The organism is Chryseobacterium carnipullorum, assembly GCF_003815695.1.
In the GTDB taxonomy this organism is placed as follows: Bacteria; Bacteroidota; Bacteroidia; order Flavobacteriales; family Weeksellaceae; genus Chryseobacterium; species Chryseobacterium carnipullorum.
In genome coordinates this window covers 4,739,073-4,751,499 of sequence record NZ_CP033920.1, presented here as the reverse complement: position 1 = coordinate 4,751,499, position 12,427 = coordinate 4,739,073, and the positions used below count along the sequence as shown (strand labels likewise).

Below are 12,427 nucleotides of genomic sequence, written 5' to 3'. Positions count from 1 at the left end.
AATTTATATGCTGCAGCGAAGAAAAACCTGCAGAAAACCACTCATAAAGGCTACCAAATGCCACAAAAAAAAGCAGTCATTCCAAAAAACTGCTTTGTTACCCTAAATCCTAAAATCGAAAACTCCATAGACGGCCAAAAAAGCTCCCGGAGCTTCCGTTCAACGGGCTTTCATCTCGTGTCCTGCGGACAAAACGAAAGCTTAGTTATTAGGTGCTGCGGTTGTTCCTCCGTTATAATAAATTCCTTCTCCCTGAGGTGACATTGCGGTATTGTTGTTATACACCATAAGTCCGGTGGCTGGGGAAGGAACAGTACTGGCATCCGATGTGGATGACAGGGATACTCTTGGCAATAAAAGACCTTTATTGCTGGAAGTGAGATCCAGCAAAGCTGAATTATTAGGAACATTGGTGCCCACTCCCACATTTCCACCCACTGGGTTTAGCACTAAAGGCAGACCCGTGGAAGCAGTTTTGCTCTGACTGGAAATATAAGATCCAAAAGGAGAGTTTGCATAGGTTCCAAAGTCCAGAGCATGGTTGGTATTCCCGTCAATTCTAAGCGTAGCATTGGTATTGGCTGTGCCTAATGCTGAAGGCTGGGCATTTGTGCCGGCTACCACTAATTTATTAGTTGGTGTTGTGGTGCCGACTCCTACACGACCATTGGCTGCATCCACTGACAAGGTATTTCCGTTTACAGAAAAAGCATTGGTTTGTGTGCCTGTAAATGCAAGGGTGTTAGCTCCCTGTATTACCGTTCTGTTACTTGCAAGAGTACCGTCTGCTGTATAAATATTAACCGGAGCAGCTCCGGCTGCACCACCTTCCGTAGATCTCCATAATGAATTGCTGAAAACAAATTCCAGTGCTTTGCCATTAGGTACAGTAACCCCATTCAGTGTAGCATCAAATCCGCCCGTGGTATTGTTATAGACAATAAGACGTTGGCCAGGATTAGGAGCAGCAGGAGCCGAAATAGCTACTGCACCAGTAGCCGCTCCTGTAAGCTGTACCAAACTCACGTTAGCCGGAATAGTAACGGCATTACCCGCAACGGCTACAGCGGTTTCACGGTTGGTAATCGCCCCGTTTACATCCAATGCTGTGCCGGGAGTGGTGTTAACGCCTACATTTCCTCCCACCGGGTTTAATACTAAAGGAAGGCTTATGACTGAAGCTTTGTTCTGACTGGAGATATAGGATCCAAAAGGAGCATTGGTATAGGTTCCTAGGTCTAGGGCGTGGCTGGTATTTCCATCAATTCTCAATGTGGCATTGGTATTGGCTGTACCTAATGCTGAAGGCTGGGCATTTGTGCCGGCTACCACTAATTTATTAGTTGGTGTTGTGGTGCCGACTCCTACACGATCATTGGTAGCATCCACTGATAAGGTATTTCCATCTACAGAAAAAGCATTGGTTTGTGTGCCTGTAAATGCAAGGGTGTTAGCTCCCTGTATTACCGTTCTGTTACTTGCAAGAGTACCGTCTGCTGTATAGATATTAACCGGAGTAGTTCCGGCTGCGCCTCCATCAGTAGACCTCCAGGATGAATTGCTGAAAACAAATTCGAGTACTTTATCATTAGGTATAGTAATCCCATTCAGTGTTGCTCCAAATCCTCCGGTGGTGTTGTTAAAGACAATAAGACGTTGGCCATGGTTAGGAGCAGCAGGAGCCGAAATAGCTACTGCACCAGTAGCAGCTCCTGTAAGCTGTACCAAACTCACGTTAGCCGGAATAATAACGGCATTACCCGCAACAGCTACAGCGATTTCACGGTTGGTAATCGCTCCGTTCACATCCAATGTAGTACCGGGAGTGGTAAGACCCAGTCCCAGATTACCATTAGAAGTCATCACAGATCATCTTTGGCCTGAGAAGCAGTAGGCACCCGGTTGTCGGATTATTTTTTAACCCGTCAATGTTAAATACTCCCTGAGGATTACTTGTATTAATACCCACTTGTGATTTGGCCACTAGGGGAAAAGTGGTAAGCAAGCCTGCTAGTAATAATTCCTTTATAAAAAAGATATTAATTAATATCTTTTTTATAAAGGGTTCTTTTTTGTAAGAGATAAGAAGCTTGTGCTTAAGCTATTGTTTTTTATAAGTTTAATCTAATAGTGAAAACAATATGCGTTATTATGGAACAGGTGAAGCAGTTGCCGCTCCGGTACTGCTGCCCCCTAAATCATAAACAACATCTGAAAGTAGAGACATTTGTTCATTGGAAATAATTAACAATCTGACACCCCAAGAAAAATTGGAAACACCATTAGTCGTTGCATTGGGAACATCAGCATATATTCTCCAGGTACCATTTTGCTGGAAAGTATAAATATCCGGCACCTGAAAATCATAACCGGTAGAGCTATTTTTAAATCCTGAGGTTAGAGCGGAATGATTACTCGTATCAGACCCCACAACAATAGCAGTATATTTGTTTGTTGGTATTTTGGTGTCAAAATTAGACACAAAATCTCCATTAGGATTCGAGAACGCATAATACTTGAAATACATTTTTGAAACCGGTCCTACTTTCCCCCAGTTAGGTGCTGCGGTTGTTCCTCCGTTATAATAAATTCCTTCTCCCTGAGGTGACATTGCGGTATTGTTGTTATACACCATAAGTCCGGTGGCTGGGGAAGGAACAGTACTGGCATCCGATGTGGATGACAGGGATACTCTTGGCAATAAAAGACCTTTATTGCTGGAAGTGAGATCCAGCAAAGCTGAATTATTAGGAACATTGGTGCCCACTCCCACATTTCCACCCACTGGGTTTAGCACTAAAGGCAGACCCGTGGAAGCAGTTTTGCTCTGACTGGAAATATAAGATCCAAAAGGAGAGTTTGCATAGGTTCCAAAGTCCAGAGCATGGTTGGTATTCCCGTCAATTCTAAGCGTAGCATTGGTATTGGCTGTGCCTAATGCTGAAGGCTGGGCATTTGTGCCGGCTACCACTAATTTATTAGTTGGTGTTGTGGTGCCGACTCCTACACGACCATTGGCTGCATCCACTGACAAGGTATTTCCGTTTACAGAAAATGCATTGGTTTGTGTGCCTGTAAATGCCAGGGTGTTAGCTCCCTGTATTACCGTTCTGTTACTTGCAAGAGTACCGTCTGCTGTATAGATATTAACCGGAGCAGCTCCGGCTGCACCACCTTCCGTAGATCTCCATAATGAATTGCTGAAAACAAATTCCAGTGCTTTGCCATTAGGTACAGTAACCCCATTCAGTGTAGCATCAAATCCGCCCGTGGTATTGTTATAGACAATAAGACGTTGGCCAGGATTAGGAGCAGCAGGAGCCGAAATAGCTACTGCACCAGTAGCAGCTCCTGTAAGCTGTACCAAACTCACGTTAGCCGGAATAGCAACGGCATTACCTGCAACGGCTAAAGCGGTTTCACGGTTGGTAATCGCTCCGTTTACATCCAATGCTGTGCCGGGAGTTGTGTTAACGCCTACATTTCCTCCCACCGGGTTTAATACTAAAGGAAGGCTTGTGGCTGAAGCTTTGTTCTGACTGGAGATATAGGATCCAAAAGGAGCATTGGTATAGGTTCCTAAGTCTAGGGCGTGGCTGGTATTTCCATCAATTCTCAATGTGGCATTGGTATTGGCTGTACCTAATGCTGAAGGCTGGGCATTTGTGCCGGCTACCACTAATTTATTAGTTGGTGTTGTCGTGCCTACTCCTACACGATCATTGGCAGCATCCACTGATAAGGTATTTCCATCTACAGAAAAAGCATTGGTTTGTGTGCCTGTAAATGCAAGGGTGTTAGCTCCCTGTATTACCGTTCTGTTACTTGCAAGAGTACCGTCTGCTGTATAGATATTAACCGGAGTAGTTCCGGCTGCGCCTCCATCAGTAGACCTCCAGGATGAATTGCTGAAAACAAATTCGAGTACTTTACCATTAGGTATAGTAATCCCATTCAGTGTTGCTCCAAATCCTCCCGTGGTATTGTTATAGACAATAAGACGTTGGCCAGGGTTAGGAGCAGCAGGAGCCGAAATAGCTACTGCACCAGTAGCAGCTCCTGTAAGCTGTACCAAACTCACGTTAGCCGGAATAATAACGGCATTACCCGCAACAGCTACAGCGGTTTCACGATTGGTAATCGCTCCGTTCACATCCAATGTAGTACCGGGAGTGGTAAGACCCAGCCCCAGATTACCATTAGAAGTCATCACCAGATCATCTTTGGCCTGAGAAGCAGTAGGCACCCCGGTTGTCGGATTATTTTTTAACCCGTCAATGTTAAATACTCCCTGAGGATTACTTGTATTAATCCCCACTTGTGATTTGACCACGAGGGAAAAAGTGGTCAGCAAGCCTGCTAGTAATAATTCTTTTTTCATAAAGTATAATTAATTAATATCTTTCTTTTATTAATTGTGTCGGTATTGAAAATAATAGTATGTTTTAATTATTGTTTGAGGGTAGAACGACATCTCTGGACTTGAATAATTAAATTTGTTTTGCGGGTTATTACTTAAGTAAGAACAAAAGAAAAACTATGCTAGGTGTATTGTTACTTTTATATTTCCTCAAGCTTTAAATTATATTCCTTGAACAAAACTAAAACTTATTACAGATTAGTGTATGTATTGCACATACATCATAGATACATCACGTGTGCATTTTATATCTTATTTTATCATTGATGTGTGAAATAGTTAATTAATTACGCATTTTTTTCTATTTTGTATTCACAATTTTGGAGTATTGAATTTGGAATTCTTTAATCATCTTCAAAGGCTTTTTATTCTTTTTTATATGACAATGTAATAGTGTTATATAGAAGTGTAGTAAAATGATTCAACAAAAGGAAAAGGATCAATAATAATTTTAATAAGCGATTTTCTTATAAGTGAAGTCTTTAACAAAACCGCTATTAATGTGCATTAATGCATATATGATGTACTTGTGCTGTATGTAATTGTTGTTTATGTTCATGTTTTCTTCTTAAGATTGCAAAAAAATATGGTAACTGAGAATGTTATACTCAAGACATCTATTATATAAATAACACAGATATTATGAAAAAAGCAATTTTTCTACTTTTCATTATTTTTATTCATTCTTGTCAGACTAATAAAAATAATTCTACTTCAGTACTTCCTTATAAAGCTGTACATAATTATTTTGTAAAAAACAATTGCGAAATTCCGGACTTCGTAGAAAAAGTAATAACTACCAAGGATGAATTTAACAAGTTTTTTGATGAAGCAGCTTTTATGGGCAATAGCGGAAATCCAACACCTATAGATTTTTCAAAGGAAAATGTGATAGTTCTTTTACATCCGGAAACAGACAGGGCAGTTGAAATAATTCCGATAAAACTGGAAAAAACCCAAATGGGCGAAGTTATTTACCATTATCAGATGAAAACTGGAGAGAAAAGGTCTTTTACTGTCATCCCAAAACTAATTATCATTGTTAATAAAAATATAGAAAAGGTAACATTCAAAACTGAATAATTATATTTTATTGAAGAATAAATTATCATGTATAGGGTATTTTGTTCTGTTCTGTAACAGTCATATATTTTGTCTAATTAGAATATACTGATATGACATATTTATTGTGATTATTTTATTTTTATAAATATTCTATTATTATTAAATAATCTATTGTTGTAATGTGCTTTTTGAAAAAAATAAATAAAACACTTTGCTTCTCTTTCATAATTTGTTGTTCAAAATTATTTTCACAACAATCTGCAGAAAGAAATATTGATTCTCTATTGATAAAAACAAACGAAGTACTTCGGACAAGGATATCAGATGATGATCTTATCCGTTGGAATAAAGGAATCATAAAAGCAGCGACTCAAATTGGCTACCGGGAAGGAGAAGCAATGGGATATGTCAATATTGCCAACCGGTTTCTATTTAAGGGAGATTTAAAGAAAGGTTTAGAATATTTAAACAAAGCTGAAGATATATCGAAGAAATGCAGGGATAATTTTCTTTTTGGTAAAATAAATCAGGAGTACTGCCAGATCTATAATAAAATAAATGTGAACAGGTTGGCTTTGGATTACAATTCGAAAGCTATGAATTATGGTTTGAAGTTGAGAAAAGATAACCGTGACTGCCGCCTATTTTTACGTTACGTTTATTCAATCAGATCCATGTGTATGTACAAGATTAAACGACCTGACTCTGCAATTATTTACCTTCATAAATGCACAAAAATTGATCCGAATCCTCTTGATGTAGCTCATATTGGAAGACACTATACTGAATATGAAGTAAAGCCTGATTCCGCTGAATATTACTTTCGGTGGGCTTTTGAACTTTTAGAAACTAAGAGCTTCAAACATAACAAATTCCAGAGAGCTGTTGTTTTACAGGATTATGGATATTTTCTGCAAAGTCAGAAAAAAAATAATCAGGCCATTATCGCATTTAAAATGTCAACTGAGCTTGCAAAGCAGGTCAACAGACCAATGCTTATTCTTTATAATTACAATGAATTATCCAAACTTTATAAAAAAGAGCACAATCCCAATAAAGAAAATGAATATCTGAACAAAGCAAACTCATTAAAAGATAGCCTGGATCAAAACCAAAATCAAGCTGTAAGTCTTTCTATTAATAAACTGATCGAAGAAAAAGAAAAGGGATGGGCTGAACTTAAAACTGAAAGTACTACGGCTTTATGGTACGGAAGTGTTTTAATGCTGTTGAGTATTTTATTCATCCTTTATTTTTATATACGCATCAGAAAAAAGAGAACCAAACTGAAAGAAAGTGAAAAAATCATTCTTGAAATAGAAAAAGAAACAAAAAATTTAAAAAGGAAGTTGAGTGAAAATCACGAAAATATTATTCAGCTTGCCAGACATAACAGCATAGGATTCCTTCCTAAATTTCAGGAAGCATATCCGGAACTATGTTTAGAGTTGCTGAAAATTAATCCTAATCTTTCCAAATCCGATCTGTCCTTTTGCGCCATGATATGGCTCGGCTTTTCTTCTAAGGAAGTTGCTCAGTGTATCTCTATGGAACACAGATCTGCACAGACAAAAAAGTATAGGATACGAAAAAAACTGAATCTGGAACCCGAGACAGATCTATATTGTTTTTTCAGATCTATTTCAGAGCAATAGATAGGTCGACTGCGAATTGCTAATAAAAGGGCTAGTCCATTCTTCATCTTTTCTTTAAATACGATTACTAACATTGGAAATCATGATGATGATATTTTTTTATAATCAAAAAATTCTTTTTGATTGTGGAAGATAAATTGTATCATTTCAAAGACCCGTTTTTTTTCATTTATCAACAAAAATGCTGTGATCAGTATTAGCCAATACACTCATCTATTTTAGTGACATGATATAGTTTAAGAAGAAACTGATTTTTTAGATAATGCAAAGATTTTGATTTAAAACACTTAAGTGTTTTTGCTTTAAAGGGAGTCTGTAAATATCTGGTTTTTATTTTGTATATAATGGTAAAATATTTAAATATCCTGAAATATAGACATAATGCATAAGTGATGTATTAATAATGCATCTGTGTTGTAGGGGTAATTTGTAAGCTTTTCCTGTGAGTAATCTACTTTTGCGTCAAATTATTTTAACGAAATTTTCCAAAAAAGAGAAAGATTTTTATTATTAACCTAAATTCTAAATGATGAAAAAAAAATTATTACTGACAGGCTTTTTTATCACTTTTTCCCTAGTGGTCAAATCACAAGTGGGCATTAATACAGCTAATCCTCAGGGGATATTTAGTGTTGACGGGTTAAAAAACAATCCGTCAACAGGAACTCCCACAATAACTCAGGCTAAAGACGACTTAGTGATGACTTCCAACGGTAATCTAGGGCTGGGTCTTACCGCTCCCGGTACCACATTGGATGTGAATGGGGCAATTACTAATCGTGAAACTGCATTAATTGTTGCGGGTAATACGGTTACTATTCCTAGTAATGTGAGTTTGATACGGCTTACCGGTGCTGCAACAGCAGCAGTAGCTATTACGGCCCCTGCTGCCCCTAATGCGGGTCAGCGTCTTATTGTCTATAACAATACCACGGGCGGATTCGGTGCTACCCTGGACGGGATTACTGTTCCTAATGGTAAGGCGCTGGAATTTGTTTTCAGTAATTCATACTGGAGGTCTACTGATGGGGGGGGCGCGAGCGGGGCCTCACCGATTAATATTTATAATGCAGACGGTACCCTTACGGGAAACAGAGCAGTAACGCAGGGAGCTAATAACCTGGCATTTACAGGCACACAAACCAATGCATTTTCTGTAGACGGAAATACCTTTTCAGTGGATGCAGCCAATGATCGTGTCGGAATTGGGACCACCACTCCTTCAAGCAAATTACACGTAGAAGGCAGCCAGTTGCTTAATGCCGCCGTTACTACAGCTCAGACTAAAAATGCATTGGACATTAATATTGGGGAGGATGGTTATAGCTATGGTAACCGTGCAGAAAATTTCGGTATCAATATGAAGTCTTCTTCTTCTTCTTCTACAGGACCCATTTCACGTATTAACTTTGGTGATGTTTCTACAAGTAGTACAACAGGCAACCGTTATCTGTCTTTTAGTGTTGGTAGGACCTCTAACGAGTTGATGTATCTTACAGATGCTAATTCCGGAAGAGTGGGAATAGGAACGGTATCACCTACTAATAAACTCGTGGTGAAAGGTGCTAATGCACAACCTTCAGCGTTAGGTATAGAAGATACCAATGCCACATTGAGAGTTGATGGGAGTACCAGTCATGCCCTTGATTTTGGAACCTATACCAATGCTCCTTTTGGATCCTATATTTCAAGCCAGAATAAAACGTCTGCAACAGGTCTTCCTTTAGTATTAAACCCGGTAGGGGGGAATGTAGGTATTGCGACAGCTTCTCCGGGAACAACACTTGACGTGAACGGAGCGATTACCAACCGTGAAACAGTACTATCTGTATCAGGTAATGCAGTGGCTATTCCCCCTAATGTAAGCCAAGTGCGGATTACCGGTGCTGCTACAGCAAATGTATCTATTTCAGCACCTGTGGCTCCTAATGCAGGGCAGCGTCTTATTGTTTATAATAATACTACAGGTGGTTTTGGAACCACACTGGATGGGGTAACTGTTCCCAACGGTAACGTACTGGAATATGTTTTCAGTAATTCGTACTGGAGATCTACCGACGGAGGTACCGCTGGCGCAGTCCCACAAAATATTGGCGATGTTAAACCCAGTTTTTCAAATTCTGATCATAACGGTTGGGTAAAATTAGATGGAAGACCGCTAGGCAATCTGACCATTACCCAAAGAGGGGCGGCAAATTCTATAGGCTTTTCATCCTACCTTCCTAACGCCTCCAACTCTTACCTTGTACAAAATAATACTGCCCTAGGAAGTATAAGCAGTAACAACAATCGTACAATATCAAGGGGTCAATTGCCTGATTTTCAGCTTTCGGGTGCAACCAGCTCTGTAGCTCCGAGTATAAGGTATGATATTATTTATAATAATGGCAAACCATCAGACAACGTACAATCACGTACATTTTTAGCAGGAAAAATAGGTACTGGTTGGAGAGAGGAAAACAACCGTAATACTAATGTACTGGCTCAAGATCAGCACAACCATACATTTACCACTAATAGTGTAAACGGCGGTGTAGCACAGCAGTCCATCAATATACAACCTCAAAGTTTAAGTGTAAATATGTTCGTTTATTTAGGAAAATAAATTATTGTACATCATCAAAAAAAATTATAGAAATATCAAAAGGCTTACAGAAACCGGGATAGAAATATTCCGGGCTGTAATTTCCAAAATTTATTAAGTAATTTTATTTACTTCTTGCTCTATGGATGACAACCTTGCTCCATAGTTATCTTTTTTTACCAATATGACAGCAATGATCATGAGTCCAATCTTAACATTGCTTACTGCCAAATTATAAAAAAAATTTACCTAAACTACTCAAAATATTTTGGTTGTTGTATCTAATTTAACAACGGCACCAGAAATTGGAATTATTATGTTCTTTAAATAATCAGAAAAATAAAAAAAAAATAATTTTAATATGAAACCAATGATAAGTACATTTTTTCTTTCGGTATTTATGACTTTAACTGGATTTATCAGTGCTTTAGCACAAAAAATTTCGGACGGACAAACTGTTGATATCAATGGAATAAATGTCTCTATAGCAATTACAAATAAAGAAACGGTTGAAATTAAAGGAAAAAACTATGAAAGGTATAAAGTAACTGCAACTGCCAAGAATAATTCCGGCAAGTCATTTTACATCAGAGAAAGCAATTATCCGGAATATTTTAATAAAATACACGGCATTGAATTTAATTGCATTAATGCAACTGGATTAAGATTAACAGGAAAACAACTAGTACTTCGTCCCAAAACACATACTGTAAAAGCTACTATACAAACCTATGATCAATCTGGGAAATCGATAAGTAAATCCTATAATATCACGGCTGGTTATTATTTTGATCCGGAGGATACTTTACAAGGAAGTGATATATTCATCGTTCCGGCAGGAGAGAAACCAGATTTTTCTGTGACAAGCTCGCTATGATATTGGCATTATATTTAAATTCAAGGTCATTTACACTAAGTTTTTGTTGTGTACTATTGTCTTTTTTAATTGAATTTAAGCATTGTTTGATTTTTTACAGCCCAAATATTAATTAACCAATTAGCACATACATAACATGAAATTTTTGTATCTGTGTATATTTCTATATCCTTTTGCAATCAATTCCCAAACCGAAAAACCGATGAAAGAAAAATTTGAAAGAGATTCTTCTTATATTAAAAGTTTTTACGAAAAAGTAGTATTAAAAATAAATGCAGATGATAAAATCAACGAATTTCATGTAAAGAATAATAATATATTGCTAAACTTTGCACCTAACATCGCGTACAAGTACAATGTATCGGCTGAATATGATTTTTTTTCCCTCTCGATTGGTTTACCGAAAAGATGGACAGGTAATCAAACCGACAATGAAAAAAAGGGGAATACGGTAGGATTTGATGTCTCCTTTACCTTTTTTAAAAACCACTGGATGCAATCTGTATATTATGATCAAACGAAAGGATTCTACATAAAAAATACTCAGGATTTCTTACCTGTCTGGACAGATGATTTACCTTATGTACAGCTACCTGATTTTAAAGTCATGAAAGTTGGTGGAAGTACTTCCTATGTTGCGAATGCGAAAAAATTATCTTTCAGAGCGGTAAACAATCAGACAGAAATGCAGAAAAAGAATGCAGGGTCATTTATTTTTACGGCAAATTATAGTTATACCCAACTTGATAATAAGCAGGATGAGCAGAAAAGTAATCAAAGGAGGTACAATATAATTCCCGAAATATCTTACCAATATAATTGGGTTTTATTAAACAAAAATTTGTTACTGTCTGGTAAAGCTGGCAGTGGATATGGTTTGAGCTATGTTCAAGATAATTCCGACCAAAATAAAGCTTACGCAACAAGGATTTTAAATTTAAACCTAAATCTAAACCTCAATTATCAGTGGAAGAATTTCTTTATGGGCATTCAGCATCAAATTAATTTTCAGAATTATAAAGAAGATGAGTTTAAAGTGAACTATATGCTGCAGTATTCCAATTTATATATAGGATATCGATTTTATGCACCAAAAATCTTGCAGAAAAGCTCTTATTGGGTGAAAAATAAAATAAATTTTTTATGAAAAAGTCAATAATTAAGGTATAAAATCAGATCGTAACTTATTTAACAAAATTAACTAAGTATTTGTATAATTAAAAAAATAGGTAAGCTGTATGTAAATGCTATAATCTTCAATTAAGATAGGATTTCGATGGATTTTTACGAATCAACTTATTAGTAAGCTTTCTTCTGTTATAATGAAAAAATTAAATTAACGGTTAATTATAATGCAATATCTCAAATTACAGAAAGTAGTTTTTATTGATGTATTTCCTTGATATTGAACTGTAGAATAATCAAATAATTAATAATACAAATATTCCTTATGTACTATTTTTCTTGATCAATATCATGCCCATATGTTACAACAATTGGGGGACTGAGATTTAATAGTAACGATGCTGATTGAAGCCTATAATCGGTTACAATACCAAATTGCACCATGCGCAAAATAGATGCGGATTTTTTTGAGACTTTAGAACTGTTAAAGGCTCATGGATAGTACTTGTTTATTGGTGATTAGTATGTGCTTAGTTATAAATGTGACCTTCCAAAGTATAAACCTTTAAAATCAGATTCCGAGTACCTAACCGGGACTATGTGGAGAAACAAGTTAGTGAAAATGTTGACGGTGGTGGTGAGTTTTGTGAAAAACGGATTTCTGTAGGTACTTTACTTTGTCTATGCCGGATCAGTCTCAA

At 37.1% G+C, this 12,427-nt stretch carries 7 protein-coding genes; 5 read left to right on the top strand and 2 right to left on the bottom strand.

All coding sequences use genetic code 11. From position 1 onward, the window contains the following. Positions 1-201 precede the first annotated feature (201 nt). Both EG346_RS21585 and EG346_RS21580 read right to left on the bottom strand, forming a co-directional pair. Positions 202-1,863, bottom strand: coding sequence for a beta strand repeat-containing protein (locus EG346_RS21585; RefSeq protein ID WP_123881486.1), 1,662 nt, complete (start codon positions 1,861-1,863; stop codon positions 202-204). A gap of 286 nt (positions 1,864-2,149) precedes the next feature. Further along, the gene (locus EG346_RS21580; RefSeq protein WP_123881484.1) at positions 2,150-4,381 is read right to left on the bottom strand and encodes a beta strand repeat-containing protein; all 2,232 of its coding nucleotides are present in this window, start codon (positions 4,379-4,381) and stop codon (positions 2,150-2,152) included. 681 nt (positions 4,382-5,062) lie between these two features. On the opposite strand from EG346_RS21580, the gene EG346_RS21575 reads away from it, so the two are divergent. From EG346_RS21575 to EG346_RS21555, 5 genes are all read left to right on the top strand, one after another. Further along, on the top strand, positions 5,063-5,503 hold the full coding sequence (locus EG346_RS21575) for a hypothetical protein (protein ID WP_123881482.1): 441 nt from the start codon (positions 5,063-5,065) through the stop codon (positions 5,501-5,503). Positions 5,504-5,769: 266 nt separating this feature from the next. Further along, positions 5,770-7,140 carry a tetratricopeptide repeat protein gene (locus tag EG346_RS21570; RefSeq protein WP_123881480.1) on the top strand — a complete coding sequence of 457 codons (1,371 nt, stop codon included), beginning with the start codon at positions 5,770-5,772 and terminating at the stop codon, positions 7,138-7,140. Positions 7,141-7,669: 529 nt separating this feature from the next. Further along, positions 7,670-9,745: a hypothetical protein gene (locus tag EG346_RS21565; RefSeq protein ID WP_123881478.1), complete on the top strand. Its 2,076-nt coding sequence runs from the start codon at positions 7,670-7,672 to the stop codon at positions 9,743-9,745. 340 nt (positions 9,746-10,085) lie between these two features. Continuing rightward, positions 10,086-10,601 carry a hypothetical protein gene (locus tag EG346_RS21560; RefSeq protein ID WP_123881476.1) on the top strand — a complete coding sequence of 172 codons (516 nt, stop codon included), beginning with the start codon at positions 10,086-10,088 and terminating at the stop codon, positions 10,599-10,601. A 202-nt stretch (positions 10,602-10,803) separates the two neighbouring features. Beyond that, positions 10,804-11,748, top strand: coding sequence for a DUF4421 family protein (locus EG346_RS21555; protein WP_164466257.1), 945 nt, complete (start codon positions 10,804-10,806; stop codon positions 11,746-11,748). The last annotated feature ends 679 nt before the right edge of the window (positions 11,749-12,427 follow it).

Bases quoted from the DNA above. Each gene is read 5' to 3' on its own strand.
- EG346_RS21585 (WP_123881486.1), bottom strand. From the start codon at position 1,863: ATGACTTCTAATGGTAATCTGGGACTGGGTCTTACCACTCCCGGTACT.
- EG346_RS21575 (WP_123881482.1), top strand. From the start codon at position 5,063: ATGAAAAAAGCAATTTTTCTACTTTTCATTATTTTTATTCATTCTTGT.
- EG346_RS21580 (WP_123881484.1), bottom strand. From the start codon at position 4,381: ATGAAAAAAGAATTATTACTAGCAGGCTTGCTGACCACTTTTTCCCTC.
- EG346_RS21560 (WP_123881476.1), top strand. From the start codon at position 10,086: ATGAAACCAATGATAAGTACATTTTTTCTTTCGGTATTTATGACTTTA.
- EG346_RS21555 (WP_164466257.1), top strand. From the start codon at position 10,804: ATGAAAGAAAAATTTGAAAGAGATTCTTCTTATATTAAAAGTTTTTAC.
- EG346_RS21565 (WP_123881478.1), top strand. From the start codon at position 7,670: ATGAAAAAAAAATTATTACTGACAGGCTTTTTTATCACTTTTTCCCTA.